Annotated in this window: 9 protein-coding genes; 5 read left to right on the top strand and 4 right to left on the bottom strand. The window is 55.3% G+C overall.

From position 1 onward, the window contains the following. The first annotated feature begins 391 nt into the window (after positions 1-391). From ACWPM9_RS02125 to ACWPM9_RS02135, 3 genes are read left to right on the top strand one after another with little or no spacing between them, the layout of a single operon-like run. Positions 392-7,924, top strand: a complete 7,533-nt coding sequence (locus tag ACWPM9_RS02125; protein WP_484756591.1) for an SDR family NAD(P)-dependent oxidoreductase — start codon at positions 392-394, stop codon at positions 7,922-7,924. A 22-nt stretch (positions 7,925-7,946) separates the two neighbouring features. Further along, the gene (locus tag ACWPM9_RS02130; protein ID WP_484756592.1) at positions 7,947-9,323 is read left to right on the top strand and encodes an aminotransferase class I/II-fold pyridoxal phosphate-dependent enzyme; all 1,377 of its coding nucleotides are present in this window, start codon (positions 7,947-7,949) and stop codon (positions 9,321-9,323) included. 52 nt (positions 9,324-9,375) lie between these two features. Then, positions 9,376-10,170, top strand: coding sequence for an SDR family oxidoreductase (locus ACWPM9_RS02135; protein ID WP_484756593.1), 795 nt, complete (start codon positions 9,376-9,378; stop codon positions 10,168-10,170). Between the two features lie 20 nt (positions 10,171-10,190). On the opposite strand, the gene ACWPM9_RS02140 is transcribed toward ACWPM9_RS02135, so the two are convergent. Further along, the gene (locus ACWPM9_RS02140; protein WP_484756594.1) at positions 10,191-11,495 is read right to left on the bottom strand and encodes a capsule biosynthesis protein; all 1,305 of its coding nucleotides are present in this window, start codon (positions 11,493-11,495) and stop codon (positions 10,191-10,193) included. A gap of 107 nt (positions 11,496-11,602) precedes the next feature. Here ACWPM9_RS02140 and ACWPM9_RS02145 point away from each other — a divergent pair, with 107 nt between their 5' ends. Together ACWPM9_RS02145 and ACWPM9_RS02150 are read left to right on the top strand one after the other, a co-directional pair. Continuing rightward, positions 11,603-12,916 (top strand): capsule biosynthesis protein, encoded by a 1,314-nt coding sequence (locus ACWPM9_RS02145; RefSeq protein ID WP_484756595.1) that lies wholly within the window; start codon positions 11,603-11,605, stop codon positions 12,914-12,916. A 106-nt stretch (positions 12,917-13,022) separates the two neighbouring features. Then, positions 13,023-14,192: a polysaccharide biosynthesis/export family protein gene (locus ACWPM9_RS02150; RefSeq protein WP_428188149.1), complete on the top strand. Its 1,170-nt coding sequence runs from the start codon at positions 13,023-13,025 to the stop codon at positions 14,190-14,192. Positions 14,193-14,464: 272 nt separating this feature from the next. Here ACWPM9_RS02150 and ACWPM9_RS02155 read toward each other — a convergent pair whose 3' ends face one another. The 3 genes from ACWPM9_RS02155 to ACWPM9_RS02165 form a co-directional block, all read right to left on the bottom strand. Continuing rightward, complete coding sequence (locus ACWPM9_RS02155) at positions 14,465-15,205, bottom strand: Bax inhibitor-1/YccA family protein (RefSeq protein WP_428188150.1); 741 nt, start codon at positions 15,203-15,205, stop codon at positions 14,465-14,467. Between the two features lie 196 nt (positions 15,206-15,401). Beyond that, positions 15,402-17,948: an ABC transporter permease gene (locus ACWPM9_RS02160; RefSeq protein WP_484756596.1), complete on the bottom strand. Its 2,547-nt coding sequence runs from the start codon at positions 17,946-17,948 to the stop codon at positions 15,402-15,404. Next, on the bottom strand, positions 17,945-18,658 hold the full coding sequence (locus ACWPM9_RS02165) for an ABC transporter ATP-binding protein (RefSeq protein WP_484756597.1): 714 nt from the start codon (positions 18,656-18,658) through the stop codon (positions 17,945-17,947). The genes ACWPM9_RS02160 and ACWPM9_RS02165 overlap by 4 nt, the downstream gene beginning before the upstream one ends. Between the last annotated feature and the right edge of the window lie 70 nt (positions 18,659-18,728).

An 18,728-nucleotide genomic window follows, 5' to 3' on the forward strand; every position in this document is an offset into this window, starting at 1 on the left:
TTTTGTTGGGCACAGTGTTCTCTTTTCCAATGGCGATGTGTAGTTGGGTTGCGAACTGAAGGCGCGCGAATGGAGATTTTGGCTGCTGAAATGATGGCTGTTTCTTTTGTCTGGACGTCACTCGGCGGCTAAGTTCCATTTTTTCTGGGTATGCCGTTTCTAATTTACGCTATTGGGGTAGCCTCTGGAGCGATATGGTTGTCTTGTTGGCCTCAGAGCTAAAGATGCGCGTTAGGGGACGGTGGTCGTGCTTGTGTGCAGCCTAGGGGTGATAAGAATTGACGCCCTTGCCTACGTTCTCTAAGGGAATTTGAGGTGGGATAAAGAGCCGATTGGGGGCAAGCAGATCTATATGCGTGTCGTTCGGCTCTATGAATTGTGAACGAGATAAATGACTGTTGAGATTATCGGGCGTGCCTGTGTAGCCCCTGGCGCTAATTCTCCTGAGGAACTATTTGAGATTATGCGCCAACGCAAATGCGTGGTGTCGCATATTCCTTCAGATCGGTGGGATATTGCCCGTTATTGGCATCCTGAGATGGGGGTTTCGGGAAAATACTACACGTATGCTGCCGGTGTTCTTGATGACATAAATCGTTTTGATCCCGCACTATTCGGTATCTCCAAGCGCGAAGCGCTCTATATGGATCCTCAGCAGCGGATCTTGCTTGAGCTAACTTGGCGGGCTTTGGAAGATGCCAATATCCCGGCGGCAAGCCTGCACGGTGAAAAGGTTGCAGTCTATGTCGGTGCTTCGAATATCGATCATGGCAATCTCTCCGTCGAGGATCCCGCGGCGCCTGGCCCACATTTCATGACGGGCAATACGCTTTCGATCGTTTCCAATCGGATATCGCATGTTTTCGGGTTGAACGGGCCGAGTCTTACAGTCGATACCGCCTGTTCCTCGTCATTGGTTGCACTCGATCATGCCGTGCGCGCTATCAATAGCGGAGAGGTCGACACGGCTATCGTCGGTGGGATCAACATTCTTGTACACCCGCTTCCCTTCGTGGGATTTGCGCAGGCGCGTATGCTATCGAAAGACGGGCTTTGCCGTGCCTATGATGACAATGGTATCGGGTATGTCCGCGCCGAGGGTGGCGTGGTTCTGGTGCTTCGGAAGAGCGAACTTGCTCAGCAAAACGGTGATCGCAGCCATGCAACGATCGTTGCGTCTGGCATCAATGCCGCAGGCCGCACAAACGGGATTTCCCTGCCATCGCGCGAAGCGCAGGCAACACTGCTTGAATCCATCTATCATGATGGCGGCTTTGATCTCGATGATGTCGCCTTCGTCGAAGGACATGGTACTGGCACAAAGGTCGGCGATCCTGCAGAAGTCTGGTCTTTGGGCCAGGTCATCGGCATGCGTCGCGAGAAGCCGATTACTATTGGCTCTGTTAAGACCAATATCGGTCACGCAGAACCTGCATCCGGTCTTCTCGGCTTGATGAAGGCAATGATGGCTTTGGAGCATGACTATCTGCCAGCGTCGCTACATTTTGATACGCCAAATGATGACATCGATTTTGAAGGTCTGAATGTTGTCGTTGCCAGTGACGGTATGGCGCTTGAACGCAGCGACAAGCCGCGTCTTGCAGGCGTCAACTCCTTCGGTTTTGGCGGTGCGAATGCCCATGTCGTTATTGCCGATCCCAAACCGCTTGCTGCGACCATTCCGGATGGCGATTCCAACTCCTTTTTCATGGCAAGTGCGCATACTGCCGATAGCCTGAAATCGCTGGTTAAAGGCTATCAGGATCGCCTTTCCAATGCTTATGATGATGCAGAGCGCGATGCGGTGATTGCTGCGGCGGGCTCCAACAGATCGGCGCTTCGGCATCGTTTTGTTGTGAAGGGCAATCGTCAGGACGTCATCGAGGCCATTGCTGCCTTTGTCTCATCGTCCAAGGGCGGCGAAGGGCAGACCGGGGAGGCGCTGTCACGTGACCCGAAGGTTGCGCTCGTCTTTTCAGGTAACGGCGCGCAGTGGGCAGGGATGGGTCTCGATGCCTTGCAGAATGCGACTTATAAAGCGAGCTACGAGCACATTGCGACCCTTTTCTCGCGTTATTCGGATATCGATCTGGTCGCGGCATTGCACGATCCGGAACTGGATAGCAAACTGGGCGATACCAAGCTCGCACAACCTTTGTTGTTTGCGGTCCAGGTTGCCCTGACCGACGCTCTGGTCGCGATGGGACTTAACGTGACGGCGACCTTCGGTCATTCTGTTGGCGAAGTCGCAGCTGCCTATGCGGCCGGTGCCCTTTCGCTTGCTGATGCAGTTGCCGTTATCGCCAAGCGCTCGCTGCATCAGGATGTGCTGGCGGGACAAGGCACAATGGCTGCGGTGAAGCTGGGTGAGCAAGCCGCATGGGATTTGATCAAAGCAGTCGAACTCGACAACCTCCAGGTTGCCGCCATCAATGCACCCAATTCTGTGACGATTTCAGGTCCTGGCGATCAGATCAAATTGCTGCGGGAGCGTGCACGCAAGCGTAAGGTGGCTGTACAACCGCTCGATATTGACTACCCGTTCCATCATCCACTGATCGATCAGGCTCGCGATGCTTTCCTTGGCGATATGCCGGCAATACATCCGCGCTCTTCTGAACGCGCATTTATCTCGACCGTGACAGGAACGGTTCTGACCGGCGTTTCGCTGACGCCCGACTATTGGTGGCAGAATGTTCGACAGCCTGTGAAATTTCTACACGCCGTAGAGGAGGCTTTGAAGCTTGGCTGCAACGTCTTCATAGAAATGTCTCCGCGGCCTATTCTGACAAGCTACATCAATGATGCAGCGCAGCTGCATTCGGCGACTATCAGCGTTGTTTCGACCTTGGTGAAAGAGCCGGAACCAGCCAAGCGCGATCCGATCGGACGCGCTATGGCCCGCGCCATTGCTGCGGGTGCTTCAGTAGACGCCGAGCAGATCTTCGGGCGTCGCAACGCCTTTATTCAATTGCCAGTGCTGCCGTTTGAAAAGACAGACCTGCCTGCCGAAATGACGAGCGATCGTGTAGACATCTATGGGCGAGTGCAGACCTATGGCTACACGCTCCTAGGCTGGCGCGTTGATCCGAACGGATCTACCTGGAAGAACCATATCGACGCGCATCTCTTTCCTGATCTCGCAGAGCACGTCGTCGACGACCGCGCTATTCTGCCAGGCAGTGGTTTCATAGAGATCGCTATTTGTGCGGCAGAGCAATATTTCGAGACCGATCAGGTGGAAATCTCCAATGTGGAGATCGTTCGACCTCTTGAATTGAGTCACGGTCGCCTTCTCGAACTCTCCACCACCATCTCTCCAGAAACGGGTGATCTGCAGATCCGCTCGCGAGAACGCTTGACCGATGACGAGTGGGCCATCCACGTGGTCGCGCGTGTCCGCAAGGTCACCGCGTCCGAGGGTGGCTACGAGGTTGTCGGGGAAGGCCACGGAGAGAGCAGCGAGATCGATGCCGCCAAGGCCTACCAAACCGCTCGCAACTTCGGGCTAAATTATGGTCCACGATTTCAGTTGCTGGAGCATGCCCGCAGCTTCGGTGATCGCCGCATCGAGGTTGATCTGAAGGCAGCCGCTGCGCCTGGACATCCTTTGCTTCACTACAACCTCAATCCTATGTCGGTGGATGCGGTATTCCACGGTCTGGTCGCCCTGTTTGATCGGTTCAGTGGGGATATGGGCGGCGCACCGTATATTCCTGTTCGCTTTGGCAAGATCCGTATCGCAAAACTTCAGAGGCCTTTGACCAAGGCGGTCATTGAAATCGTGCGATTAAGCCCGACCTCGATCAGGGCAAATTTTGAGCTGTTCGACGACGCCGGGGAAAAGATTGCTGTCTTCACCGACAGCCGCTTCCGCCGCACCTATCTCAAGCAACACAAGACGCTTGATGGCCTTTCTTTCCACTACGAAAGTGTACCCTTCCTTGAGAGCATCAAGATCGCGGACTATGTTCCGGCGCCATTGATGCGCAAAACCTCGTTTTTTGCAGGCGTCGAGGAAACCGGCCTCGATAATGAGACCTTCCTTTTCCAGGCTGCAGTCTTCAGCGCGGTTTTCGACATTGCCAAGTCTCTCGCCGAAGGCGGCAGCGTAATCCGGAAGGAAAACCTGCCCGCAGATGACGGGATGCGTGCCTATCTTACCAGCAATCTCAACATGTTGGTTGATGCGGGCTTCGCGCGGCACGCGGATGGACAATGGATGTTAGAAGACGATTTTTCTCTTCCGGCACCCTCTGAAATCCTCCGCGATCTCTATCAGAGCTGTCCACAACGTGTGGTCGAAGCTGTCCTCATCAACGATTGCCATCGTGAGGTCATTGCACGACTAAGCGCTGTCCGTGCCTCTTCCGAAGAGAATGAGTCTGCGAAGCCTGACGCCTTCATCAGCGAAGCCACGCTCGATCATCAGGCGACGCATTCTCCAAGCGCCAAGATGCGCGTGTCGGTTCTGTTGTCGTCGCTTCAGGCCTGCCTTGAGCAAAATGCTTCCAGTGGCAAGAGAATTCGTGTGCTTGAATTCGGTAGCGTTTCGCCGCATGTCAGCCGTCAAATTGCAGATGTGGTCGCGACATTCGGTGCTAGCCTGACAGTTTGCGAATCGGACGGTGGTGCTCGGCGCAGCCTCGAGGTGTTATTTGAAAATGACACCTATGTGAGAGTGACGGACAAAGACGAGCTCACTGACGTCGGCGGCGCGGATATCATCGTCAGCGCCAGCGACGAGTTTCGCATGCATGTCGCGGACTCAGTGGTTCCAGACATTCTCAAGCGTGCAGGGGTTTTCCTTGGCGTTTTCAGCGCTCCAGGGGTCGTCAACGATTTTGTTCATGGGCTGGATCAAAACTGGTTCGACGCATCCACTGGTGGAGCGCTTTTGGGTGCAGCCGCCTGGGACAAAAGTCTTGAAGGGATGGAGTTCTCTTCCATTCAGTCCAAGCTGATGGAAATGCCCAGTGGCTCGCTCGTGACGGTCGAAGCGTTCGGACGGGTTGCGGATGTTCAACTGGTCAGCGATGCTCAAAGCGGTCAGTCCGAGACCCGTTCTGGTACGTGTCTCGTGCTTCACGATGGTACTGTCGATCAATCGTCGATCGAGGGTGCCGCCGCCGCTGCTGGTTGCGAAAGTGTCGTTTCGCTTGTCATCGGACTTGATCTTGAAAAAGACCGCGCGGCGATCATCGACGCTTTGCAGGATAATCTTGGAGTTCTGCGTTCTACTGTCTATCTATCGCCGGAACCACGGGCAGATCAGGACATCTCTCTTGTCCTTCAAAATCGTGTCATGGGTCTCAATGCCTACGCTATGGCCCTGGCTGAATGCCGGGATACCGTTCTCGCGAAGGGTGAAGGTATTCGTCTCGTCGTGGTTGCGCCTGGCGGCGCATCGATCGCGAACCATGGTCATGGCAACGCGGCGAGTTCCTTGAATTCGGGCTTATGGGCATATCTTCGCGTCGTTCGTAACGAGTACGATTTCCTGGATATTCACTGCGTGGATCCGGGGCTTTCGACTCAAGAAACAGGGTTGCTGCTTGCTTGTGCAGACCGCGTTCACGGTTTGCAAAGCGGAAACAGCGAATGGGTGCTCGACGGCGAAACCGCACAGCTGCTGGAATTGCGCGCCGTGCCTGGAGCTCTTGTTCCCTCGCAGCGCGTGACGAGCGACTTCGATGCCGCCGTCATCCGTCAGCTTGTTCCCTCGCAGGTATCGGCCATTCGTTGGGAAAGTTGCGAGGTTCCCGCCATTGGCGATGATGAGGTTCTGGTCAAAGTCGTCGCGACCGGCCTGAATTTCCGTGACGTTATGTGGGCCATGGGTCTGTTGCCGGAAGAGGCGCTTGAAGACGGCTTTGCCGGTGCCTCGATCGGTATGGAATTTTCGGGTGAAGTTGTTTCCGTAGGGGCGAATGTGACGGATCTCGCTCCGGGCGACCCAGTCATGGCGATCGCTGCTGCAGCGTTCTCTACACATGTTGCAGTGAAACGCGATGGAATTGCGCGCCTACCGACCGGGATCGATCTGACCGCTGCGGCCTCGGTGCCGGTTGTCTTCCTGACCGCCTATTACTCAATTGTCGAGCTTGGCCGTATGCGCGCCGGCGAAACGATCCTCATTCACGGAGCTGCCGGCGGCGTGGGCCTTGCCGCCATTCAGGTGGCCAAACATGTCGGCGCAACTGTTATTGCAACGGCAGGCACTCCAGAGAAACGCCGCTTCGTCGAGACTCTGGGGGCGGATCATGTGTTCGATTCGCGCTCGCTCAGCTTCGTGCAGGATGTTCGCGACGTCACCAATGGTGAGGGTGTTGATCTCGTCTTGAATTCGCTGTTCGGCGAGGCGATGGAACTCAGTTTGTCACTGGTCAAACCGTTTGGCCGTTTTCTGGAACTTGGCAAACGCGATTACTACGCTGACAGCAAAATCGGTTTGCGGCCGTTCCGTCGGAATATCAGCTATTTCGGGATCGACGCCGATCAGTTGCTGGTGTTCCATCCGGAATTGTCGCGCCGCATGTTGTCCGAGATTGGGACGCTGTTCGAAGAGGGCGTTTTTTCGGCGCTGCCTTACCGGGCTTTTGCATTCGACGAAATCGGGGACGCGTTCCGTCTGATGCAGAATGCCGGCCATATCGGCAAGATCGTCGTGCTGCCACCTGTGGCAGGCGAGGATCATGTTGCGATTAAATCGCGCCGCTCGATGGTTGTCGATCCGGAAGGTATGCATCTCGTCGTCGGCGGTATCGGTGGTTTCGGGCTGGTGACGGCAAACTGGATGGTCGAGAAAGGTGCACGCAATATCGCTCTTTGCTCGCGTCGTGGCGTGGCCGATGAACAGACGGCAGAAGCCATCAAGCGCTGGAAGAAGGATGGCGTCAGTGTCAGCCTCCACGCTTGCGATGTGACCGATGAAGCGGCGGTGACTGAATTGCTCGCCACTTTGCGTAAATCAGCCCCGATCAAGTCGGTGATCCATGCAGCGATGGTTCTGGATGATGCATTGATCGGAAACCTGACGCGGGAGCGCAACCGCCCCGTCATCGAAGTCAAGGTTAAGGGTGCTGCTCTCCTGGATCGGGCCACGCGTCAAGATGCGCTGGATCATTTTATCGCCTTCTCTTCTGTCACCACCATGGTCGGAAACCCTGGGCAGTCCAACTATGTGGCCGCAAACGGGTTCATGGAAGGACTGATGAGAATGCGTCGGCAATCCGGTCTGCCCGGGCTTGCAGTCGGCTTCGGCGCCATTGCGGATGCTGGTTACCTTGCACGCAACAATGATGTCGGGCAGTTGCTGGACCGTCGCCTCGGCAAGACAGCGCTCCACGCGCGGGATGCGCTTTCCTGTGTCGAACAATATATTAATGTGGAACCGGGCACAGTCGATTCCGCAGTCGTCGTTATTTCCGAGTTTGACTGGGCAATGGCGCACAATCTTCGCGTGGTCAATGAGCGGCTATTCGAGGTTGTGATGCGCAAGGCCTCTCACAACACGAGCGGTGGCGAGAGTGGCGATATCGATCTGGTTGCCATGATTCAAGGCAAGTCAGCGGTCGAAGCTCAAGATGTGCTGTTCAAGGTTATTGCAAGCGAGATTGCCGCAATCCTTCGCGTGGCGACTGAGAGCGTTTCCAAGGACAGTGTTCTCAAGGAGATTGGTCTCGACAGCCTTATGGCCGTTGAACTCGGGCTGAATTTCGAACAGAATACCGGCTTCGACATGCCGTTGAGCAGCCTATCCGACAATGCGACTGTCGGTGACGTGACACGGCGGCTTTATGAGAAGGTGAGTGCTCGAAGCGGCGCAGATGACAGCGAAGCCGAAGCAAGCGGTGATGCCAAGATCTATGACGAGTTGAGCCGACGCCATACTGCATCACCAAGTCAGACGGTTACCGGCTGATACGCCCTGGAGCGAATGCTGCATGAAAGAGAATAAGCGACAGGATCTTCTGGATCGCATGAAGAACCTGCACAAGAATGTCGAGCGTGGTCGCGAAGACCGCAATGCCGAGCCTATTGTACGCACGCTTCGCAAACAGGACAGTTTCGAAGATCTGGTTGAGTACAAGCAGGTTTTGATGCAGCAGCGCGCCAGTGCAGAAATCGGTGTGGTCAATCCGTTCTACCGTGCGCATGAGTCCGGCAGCGGAGCGACAGCTCAAATCGGCGGGCGTATCTATGATAATTTCGCGTCCTACGATTATCTCGGTCTCAATCGCGATGATCGTATCGTCGAAAATGCGAAGGCAGCACTGGATCAGTATGGAGTATCGGCGTCGGCCAGCCGGCTGGTCGCGGGTGAGCGGACCGTTCATAACGATCTCGAGCGATCACTGGCTGAGGTCTATGACGCGGATGATGCCGTCGTTTTCGTGAGCGGCTATCTGACCAATGTTGCTGCCATCGGTTGTCTAATGGGACCCAAGGACCTCGTCATTCACGACGAGTTCATGCACAATAGCGGTTTGACAGGCGTCAAGCTTTCGGGCGCCGCGCGTCGCTTCTTCAAGCACAATGACATGGCCGACCTTGAGCGCATCCTGCGTACGATCGGCCAGGATTATGATCGGATTCTGGTCGTTGCCGAAGGCATCTACTCCATGGATGGCGATATCGCCGACCTGCCCGGTCTCATCAAACTGAAGAAGCAGTATAATTTCTGGCTGATGATGGACGAGGCGCACTCGCTTGGTGTGCTGGGCGAGACGGGTCGCGGCGCATTTCAGCACTTTGGAGTTTCGCCAAGCGAAGTCGACATCTGGATGGGGACGATGTCGAAGACGACATCCAGTTGTGGCGGCTATATTGCCGGCAGCAAGGCCCTTATCACGCTTTTAAAGGCTCACGCTGGTGGTTTTGTCTATAGCGTTGGTCTGGCGCCCGCTCTTGCCGCCGCAGCACTGACCAGTCTTGAGATCATGAAATCAGAGCCGGAACGCGTTCATGCCTTGAGGCGCAATAGCCAATTGCTGCTCGATTGCGCGCGGGAAAAGGGTCTCGATACTGGTCTCAGTGAAGGATACTCGGTCGTTCCGGTCATCGTTGCCGATTCGCTTCGGGCCGTGCAATTGTCGAACGAATTATTCGAGGCTGGTGTCAACGTGCTGCCGATCATTCACCCGGCGGTACCAGAAGGGCTTGCGCGCCTGCGGTTCTTCATCACCTCTGCGCATAGTGAAGAACAGATCCGCCGAGCCGTGGATCTCACTGCGACGATCCTCACGCGACTTCAAAACGAGAATTTTGGTATCGCTTCCAGTAACGTGATGCAGGTCATCGCCCGGCTCGCACAGGGGTAGAGCCTGATTTTCGGGTTCAATCCCTGTTCGAGCACGCAATGGTGAGAATTGCATGGTCCATGTCATCATCACGGGCGGTTCGAGCGGAATTGGTAAGGCGCTCGCGCGCATCTACCTGAAACGAGGCGATGTCGTCACAGTCATTGGCCGCTCTGCCGAGCGCCTGCAACTGGCCGAGAAAAGTCTTCTTGGCGACGTCTCCGAAGCAACGGGGCGCGTGCGTATCGCCGCCTGCGATGTCGCCGATGAAGACGCACTGCAGACAGTTATTGCAGAAAGCGAAGCGAGTTTCGGACCTTGTGACATCCTGATCACGTCTGCCGGCGTGGTTCATCCCGCAATATTTGAAGATCTTGATAGCGCTCTTTTTTCGTCGCAGATTTCGACCAATCTGATGGGCACAGCCAATGCTGTTCGTGCTGTCTATCGCGGCATGAAGTTGCGCCGTCGCGGCACGATTTTGCTGGTATCATCCGGGGCTGCACTCATCGGCATTCATGGCTATACCGCGTATTGCGCGTCCAAGTCCGCTGTCGCCGGCTTTGCTGACGCGCTCCGGATGGAAGCAGCACCTTACGGCGTTGGTGTTGTCATTGCCTACCCGCCGGATACTGATACACCGCAACTGGCTGCAGAAATTCCTCAGCGCAGTCGTCAGGCTTCGCTAGTGATGCAAAGTGTTCGTCCGTGGACTCCAGAGGCTGTCGCCCGCCGGATGATCCGGGGACTCGATCGCGGGCAGCCAACGATCTATTTTGGTTTGACGCTCAATCTGCTTGGTCGATTTGGCTCGCTTATGAAACCGCTAATCTATCAATGGTTTCTGTGGCGTGATCCAGAGCGGTGAGACTTGTTGTTTCGCGTTGCTCATGGTGCCCGTAGTTCCGCCTCATAGCGGAAGACCGATCGCTTGACCGGCGCATCCTCTGTGGCCCAAGTCTGTTGCGAAAACAGTCGTTCGCAGAGTTCTTCAGCGCCCATCTGTATTGCCTCACGACCAATGAAGCCGCCGCGAAACTGGGTTGTGGCGGCCAAGGCCTTTGCGAATGTCTCCGGCATGTCCTTCAGTGGCACGGTCGGTCTTTGCCAGAACTCTGCAAGGCTTGTTTGCGCCGTTAGGCCTTCAACGTCGTAGATTGCGGCGCCAAGCGCTATCACCGGTTTATGCGCAAGCAACGCGGTAAGCCCAACAGTCGAATTGATCGTGACGATCCCGCGCGCTCGGTGGACTAGCTTGTCCAGATCTCCACCGTCGATCAGGTCAACGCGCCCGGCCACATCGAACCGCTCTGCCATTTCCTCAATTCGGGATTTCCAGCCGCTAAGGCCATTGTCTAGTGGGTGTGTCTTGAAGAGAAGTCGTGTCTGGTCCTGCGCATGTCTGGCGAAGGAATTAATGACGCTTTCGACCAGCGGGAACAGTTTGCCAAGAGGCGCGTGAACCTTAATCTGGTAATCGCCTGGAAGCTGGAGTGGAAAAAGAAAAAACTCGGGCCCGTTGTCCGAGAGATATTTGGATTCCAATTTTTGGGCCGCCGAACGTCTTTCCTTGCGGCGAAGTGCTTTGCCGATCCAGCCCGCATATTCCAACAGAGGATGCACCGCGCCGTGCGTGCGGTAGTTGGGATGCGCCAACCAACCGAGCGCGACATTTGGTATGTGGAAAAGCAAGTCGTAGCAGGCATAGGTCATGAAGCGTGTATCAAAAAGTCGCTTTGTTGAAGGTTCGGGTATGTCTTGGGCCAGTTCTCTGATTACTTGTGGATCTGTCGGAAAGCGCGATGCGCTGGACATTCCAAAAGGCTCCAATGTGAGCCAGTCAGGCCGCAAGTAGCCATGTTCGAAAATGTGCACACGGATGCCAAGTTCCTGTGCAACCTGTATAGCTGCCGCATGCTTCGGGCGACCGTCTCCCAGCATCAGAATATCTGTGATGTCATATTGGACGATATAATTCTTCAGATATTCGGGCCACTCGTCGTCTGTGGCACGATACCAGTCGCCGCCTCGCGGCCACCAAAAAAGAAGGTCCCCGATGCAAAAATTGATCTTGTGAATAGTGGCTTTCCTGCGTTCGGCAGCCCTTGCAACCTCTCTTAGAAAAGGAGAAGCAGGACCCTGTAGCAGGAGTAGTGACAAACGGCGCATCGGTGCACTTAAAATCTTGTTCATTGGTAAGTGCCCTCATATAGTCGGAAAAACTGCTGAGGGGAAAGCGCGGGGCGTCAGACTGCAGCTCGGTTGTGTGAGAAAGTTCTTGATTTAGAATGACAAGTGCGATGTCTGCTGCAAAGAAAACCAGCATCTTGTTCCTGCAAGGCCCTCCTTCCCTGTTTTGGTGCGAGATGGCGAAAGCATTCGAAGCGCAGGGTATGTCTACCTATCGGGTAAATTTTTCGCTGGGCGATCAACTCTATTGGCGAAAGCGTGGCGCGATCAATTATCGTCGCTCAATCAAGCATTGGCCTGCTTATGTCGAGGCGCTGATCCGCAAGAACAAGATCACCGATATTCTCTATTATGCCGACCAACTGCCTTATCATCGCATTGCCTGCGAGGTCGCGCGCAAGCTTGGAGTGCGCTGTCACGCGGTGGAGCACGGATATCTGCGACCGGACTGGATAACGCTGGAGCGAGACGGAATGGGCCGGTTCTCGCATTTTCCGACCGATCCACAGCATATTGCTTCGCTCGCTGAACAAGTATCCGAGCCGGATATGGTGGTTAAATATCCCCACAGCTTCGGCCAGGAAGCCTTTAATGAGGTACTTTATAACCTCGTTGCCTATTTCGGCAGACCATTCTTCCCGTTCTTCGACGACGACAAATATTACTCTGCAGTCGTCGATTACCTGCCTTGGGTCGCGCGGGCGTTTCGAACGCCGAAGATTTTGGAAACGGAAGATCTGAAGCACACGAAAAGCGCGTTCTTCCTTCTGGCGCTACAATTGCAAAGTGACTACCAGATCCGCGCGAATTCGCCGTATCGGCATCTCGGCGACATGCTGGAAGAAGTGATTTCGTCATTCGCAGCCCATGCTGAAAAGGAGCATGTACTTCTGATCAAGCAGCACCCACTCGACAATGGTATTGAACGTTGGGACCAGCGGATCAGTCGCATTGCCAAAGCCAATGGGGTCGAGGATCGTGTTAAGTTCATTGAACAGGGCAATCTGAATGCCATTTTGGCGCACGCCCACGGTGTTATCGTCGTGAACTCGACGGTCGGTCTTTATAGTTTAAGGGCGCACAAGCCGACTCTGGTTCTCGGCTGTGCGGTCTATGATATAGAGGGGCTAACACATAATTCTGGGCTGGACAGATTCTGGAGGAGCCCGATGCCGGTTGATGCGGAACTCGCGGATAAGTTGGTTTCCACACTGGCCGCGACTATTCAGGTGAAGGGTAACTTTTACCACAAAGAAGGCAAGAAGGTTGCAATCGCGGAAATCGTCAGGCGAATCGCGCAGGGCATGGTCAATGAACCCGGTGCCTTCGTCGAGCCAGCTCCAAGGCTGAGTTCGAAAAAGGGTTTTATCTATGAACAGCCAGAGGTAAGACCGATGCAAGAAAGTGACGCTGGCGTTCTCTAATTATTAGTTTCAGTCTTTTATCCTAATCACTTGGGTGGAAGTTTGCATTTTGTCCGTGATAAGGAATTGTCGGGACGCCGGAATTGGACGGGTTGGAGATTATGACTTGAAGCGCATCCTTGTTGTTGTTGTTTGCGCCGGCCTTGCTGGTTGTGAGGCTGTACCAGGGGCGGGACCTCTCGCATCGGATATTAACTCTCAGGCTGGTAAATCGGCAGCAGAAGTTCATCGAACCGATGCTGCTGTTTTCGACGTGGTCGATGTCGACTCTGAGACGGCACGCATGGTGTCCAACTTTTCGGTTGGAATGCTCAAGCGCCGATTCGGGCTTGGAGGAGCAGCCAAAAGTCCAGTGATCGGTGTCGGTGATCAACTTCAGGTGACGATCTTCGAAGCTGGTTCTGATGGACTGTTTTCGACCTCGGATTCAAAACAAGCAAAGTTGAATGTCATCGTTCAGCCCGACGGTTCAGCCGCAATACCGTATGTCGGTCTCGTCCGGTTTGCGGGGAAGACACTGGAGCAGGCCCGACAGTCAGTGTTGAAATCGCTTGTGAACAAGGCGGTCGAGCCTGACGTCATCATTAGCAGCGCGAGCGCTCCTTCGCGTACGGTGACTGTATCCGGCGCTGTAAACAAACCTTCCCAGGTGCCGCTGGGGCTGATTGGCGAGCGCATGACAGAGGTCATCGCGCAAGCTGGCGGTCCGGCAACGCAGCCTTATGAGACCTATGTCACGCTGGTCCGCGGGCAAAAGACAGGCACGGTGCTGCTGCAGACGCTGATCGAAAATCCTTCGGAAAATATCTATATTGAACCGAAGGATCAGATCTTCGTGACCAAGGATCCGCGCACGTATACCGCGCTCGGTTCGGTCTGGCAGAACGCTCGCATTCCTTTCGGTTCAAACGACTTGAACCTGCTTGAAGCCATCGCCCAGGCTGGCGGCGGCAACGACCAACTGGTTGACGCGAAGGGCTATTTCGTCTTCCGCTATGAAGAGCCTGAAATCGTGGCGGATCTTCTGGCGCCCAACCGTTTTCACGAGTTGGTCTCCAAGGGCATGAAGCCGAACAAGGATGGCCGCTACCCGATCGTCTATCGCTTCAACATGGCGAATGCCGACAGCCTTATCGTGGGCCAGAGCTTCCCGATCAAAAACCGCGATGTGATCTATGCGTCGCGTCACCCAAGCGTCGATATCGTCAAGTTCCTGACTATTGTTGGAAAACCGGTGGCAATAGCACGCAGCGTGCAGGTCATAGCGGACAACTGAAAAAGCCCAAATTGAACGGATGATGCAGCGGCAACAATGCTCGCTGTATCATCCATTTTTGCTTGTCTCGCGCTGCGGGAGCTGTCTGGTGTGCCGGTAATGTCGAATACGACTGCTAAGGAGGCAATACAGTCTGTCGGCAAGAATGCGTGGGTGACCACCGTTGTTTGCCGGTTGGGTTAGGCTTTAAAAAACATAAGGCCCGTAGCGAACTACGGGCCTTAATGGAACTGTCTCTAGAATCGCGTATGCGGCGATGTCTGTCTGTTCGTTTAGTTGCGGTTTCCGAGGAAGCGCAGAAGGAACAGGAACAGGTTTACAAAGTCGAGGTAGAGCTGCAGTGCGCCCATGATTGCCTTGCGGCCAGCGACTTCCGAGCCATCGGCTTCGTAATAGGATTCCTTGATACGCTGGGTATCCCAAGCTGTCAGACCTGCAAAGATCAAAACGCCAAGCGCCGAGATCGCGAAATCCAAAGCGGAAGACGCCAGGAACAGGTTGACCACCGAGGCAATGATCAGACCGAAAAGGCCCATGACCATGAACGAACCCATCGCCGACAGGTCACGCTTTGTCGTGTAACCATAGAGAGACAGCGCACCGAAGGATGCGGCCGTGACAAAGAATGTCTGGACGATGCTCTGACCTGTATAGATCAGGAAGATCGACGAAAGCGAAAGTCCCATCAGCGCCGCATAGACCCAGAATGTGGTCTGCGCCGCAGAAACGCTCATCTTGTTAATGCGGAAGCTCAGGAAGAACACCATTGCGATCGGTGCTAAAATCACCACCCAACGCAGCGGGCTCATGTAGATAGCCTGACCGAATGCGGTCAATTGTCCGTTCGCGAACGCGAACTGGAACGAAAGGTAAGCGGCCACGCCTGTGATCGCCAAACCCAATGCCATCAGATTGTAAACCTTGAGCATATAGGCTCGAAGACCTTCATCGACCATGGTCGAAGAAGCAGCGCCACCTGCTACGCGGTTCTGATAATTACGGATATCAGACATTGTTTCCTCTTTTTAAGCTTCGAATTGAAAACGGTGTCGGGAGTAGTCCCCCAGGCGCCGCTGCGAAGCTCCAGCATGCCTGTTATCAATATGATATGCGGCGCCCGAGCAAACAAGAGCGCTTTGGTCAAAATTTCGCGAGGAAAGAAAAGGGGTTAACACCAAGCGATTGTTTTTGAGGTGCGGAACCCTTGATTTATAGCTCCCGGAGCATAGGCGCGGCCTTTTGTCCTAGTATCCTCCAAGTGCCGACCAGTCCGATGACGATAGTTGTCACGACCGCGATCAGCAAGGTTGAGACCGCTACTCCCGGCAGGAAGACTGATGGCAGTGTCATAATGCGTTCGATCACGAACCAGGCTGCACTGCCGCCGGCTAGTAGTGCAAAGACCGCGGTGGCCAGGCCCAGCAATAGATATTCGTAGGTAAAGGCGCGGATGAGCATGGCGCGCGTTGCGCCGACCGTCTTGAAGATCACCGCATCATGGGCGCGTGCGCGGTTACCGGCCGCAAGAGCACCCGCAAGCACAAGGACCGACGAAATCAAGGCGACGGAAGCTGCTGCGCGAATAGCAGTGGCCAACTGTCCGACGAGCGCGTTGATGGTGTCGAGGGCGTCCTTGACGCGCACGCTTGTGATCGACGGGAAGCGGTTGGTCACGGCTCGCAAAACCGTCGCCTCGTCAGCGGCGCTGGCGTTGGGCTCCGTCAGGGTGGCAAGCCAGGCGTGAGGCGCACCGGCAAAGGTATTCGGTGAGAAGACCATGACGAAGTTGATCGATAGCGATTCCCATTCGACCTTGCGAAAGTTGGCGATCTTCGCCGTTATATTTCGACCGAGCACGTTGATCGTGACCGTGTCGCCGAGTTTGAGGCCGAGCTCCTGGGCCTCACCGTCGGAGAAAGAAACGAGATTCTCACCCGTATAATCTTCGGGCCACCAATCGCCTTCGGTCAGCGTCGCATTTTCAGGCAGGTTTTTGGAATAGGTAATGCCGCGGTCGCCGCGCAGTACCCAGCGCCCTTCCGGGGGCACCTTCATTCTCGCCACGTCCTGTCCGTTGAAGGACAGAATCCGACCCCGCAGCATGGGAACCTCGACTATTTCCCCCCGAGGTGCAATCTCGCGAACCGTATTGCGAAAACCGTCCAGTTCATTGCCTTGAATATCGATGAAAAAGAAATTGGGGGCACGTTCCGGCAGATTTGCCGTCAGTTCTCGTCTTAGATTTCCATCGATTAATGCAATTGTGACCAGCAATGACAGACCGAGCCCGAGCGACAGGATAACGGATGACGTCAGTGCGCCCGGGCGATGAATATTGCCGATTGCAAGGCGGAGCGTCGCGGAAGATACTCTTGGGCTGCGGCTGGCGAGATAGGTAATGACAATGGCAACGACCCGCAGGATGACGAAGACAACGGCCATCGCACCAAGGAATATCAGTGCAATCCGTCGATCTTCCGCGGTGAAGATTGCCAGGCTAGCCAAGGCGATCAAGGCAAGGGCAGCGCTGATCAAGTAAGGCCAGGAGGGGAGTTTGCGGGTTTCGAAACCCTGTTCCCGGAAGAGTGCGGTGGCGGGCACTTCCCGCGCGTGTCCAAGCGGCAAAATTGCAAAGGCAAGTGTTGTCAGGAGTCCGAAGAGGGCTGCAATCCCGAGCGCTGCGGGATGGAGAAGGGGAGTATCTGAAATCGGGATGACGTCTTTCAGATATTGCATGGCAATCAACGGTGCCGCGGCCCCCAGCACTAGACCAAGTAAAATACCGATGATCGCAATCAGCGAAATCTGGACAAGGTAGACGAGCACAACGGATGCCGCTGGCGCACCCAGGCTTTTCAGCGTTGCGATAACGGGCCGCTTGCTGTCGAGGAAGGCGCGAACGGCATTTGCAACACCCACGCCACCGACGATGAGTGCGGTCAGGCCGACAAGCGTCAGGAACTGCGAAAACCGAATCACGTTTTCAGTGAGCGATGGCGCTGCTCGGTCGCTGGTGCGGATCGACCAGCCGGCATTTGGAAACGCCTTTTGCGCGGTATCCCGGATGCCAGCCAATTCGGCGGCAGGATCGGCGAGGCGGATTTTGTAGCTGTGCTCCACGAGGCTGCCGGTCTGAACCAGGCCCGTTGCTGCAAGTGCTTCTGGGCCCATGAGCAAGCGCGGGGCAAAGCCGAAGCCATCTGATAGGGCGTCCGGTTCGGACAAGAGGCTGGCTGAAATCTTGAGCCGGGCGTTGCCGACCAGAATTTCGTCCCCTGGCTTGATGCCTAGACGATCCAGCAGGAGCGGGGCTGCGACTGCTCCGTAGACACTCCCGTCAGCCTTCAACAGAGATTGGAGCGGCTCTGTCGGTTCAGTCTTCACCTCTCCATAAAGTGGATAGGCGTCGTCGACCGCCTTTATCTCGACCAGTGACTGATCGCTGCCATCCGCCAGACGCGCCATCGAGCGCAACCCTGTTGATTTCGCGAGTGTTCCCAGACCTTCGAGAAAAGACATTTCCTCACTATTGGCTTCTCGGTTATTGAGTTCGAAGCGCACATCGCCAGCGAGCAGCGATTGCCCTTGAGATGCAATCGATGCAGTAATTGTCGAAGCGACAGAGTTAACGGCGGCAATTGCGCCTGTTCCGAGCGCTATACAGGCGAGGAAAATGTAAAACCCGCTCAAGCCACCGCGCAGTTCACGCAAGGCAATCCGGATGGCGACAGGGGCAAGCGAGAAAAGACGCTTCATGCCGGCTGTACTTCCGCGGCAGTGGCCCGCGCGCCGTCGCTTGCATCCAGTTCGCCGGAATGCACGCGCACCTGCCGGGTGCAGCGGGCGGCAAGGCTTGGATCGTGGGTGACCAGTACGAGCGTCATGCTACGTTCAGCCTGTTTTGCAAACAGCAGGTCAGCGATTTGCCGCCCGGTTTCAGTATCCAGATTGCCGGTTGGCTCGTCGGCAATCAGCAGAACTGGTGATGGAGCGAGCGCGCGCGCGATGGCAACACGCTGCTGCTCACCCCCCGATAGCTGGCCTGGATAATGATCAAGCCGATTACCCAATCCGACAGCTTCCAGCTCTTTGCAAGCCAGGTCGAAAGCGTTTCTTTGATTGGCGAGTTCGAGAGGAAGTGCCACATTTTCCAGCGCTGTCATGTTGGCAATCAGATGAAATGACTGGAAGACAATGCCGATATTGCGACCGCGGAATTCAGCAAGGGCGTCTTCGTTTAGCTGATGAAGCGGGTTGCCATTCACGTGGATTTCACCGGTGTCTATGCGCTCAAGCCCTGCCAGAACCATCAGAAGTGTCGATTTTCCGGAGCCGGAGGGGCCGACGATGCCCACTGCCTCGCCTTTGGCAACCTTCAGATCGATATTTTTGAGAACATGGACCTTGGCAGCTGCAGTTCCGAGGGTCAGATCAGCCTTCTTCAGTTCGATGATGGTTTCTATCACGCTCGGTCTTCCTATATCTAAGCATAGTGGCCGCAGCGCATGTCTGCGCCATCGTCTCGACCAATCTAGG

This window comes from Agrobacterium sp. H141 (assembly GCF_057158725.1).

Coding starts and splice junctions, on each gene's coding strand:
- ACWPM9_RS02155 (WP_428188150.1), bottom strand. CDS start 15,205: ATGTCTGATATCCGTAATTATCAGAACCGCGTAGCAGGTGGCGCTGCT.
- ACWPM9_RS02160 (WP_484756596.1), bottom strand. CDS start 17,948: ATGAAGCGTCTTTTCTCGCTTGCCCCTGTCGCCATCCGGATTGCCTTG.
- ACWPM9_RS02140 (WP_484756594.1), bottom strand. CDS start 11,495: ATGAACAAGATTTTAAGTGCACCGATGCGCCGTTTGTCACTACTCCTG.
- ACWPM9_RS02125 (WP_484756591.1), top strand. CDS start 392: ATGACTGTTGAGATTATCGGGCGTGCCTGTGTAGCCCCTGGCGCTAAT.
- ACWPM9_RS02145 (WP_484756595.1), top strand. CDS start 11,603: ATGTCTGCTGCAAAGAAAACCAGCATCTTGTTCCTGCAAGGCCCTCCT.
- ACWPM9_RS02135 (WP_484756593.1), top strand. CDS start 9,376: ATGGTCCATGTCATCATCACGGGCGGTTCGAGCGGAATTGGTAAGGCG.
- ACWPM9_RS02130 (WP_484756592.1), top strand. CDS start 7,947: ATGAAAGAGAATAAGCGACAGGATCTTCTGGATCGCATGAAGAACCTG.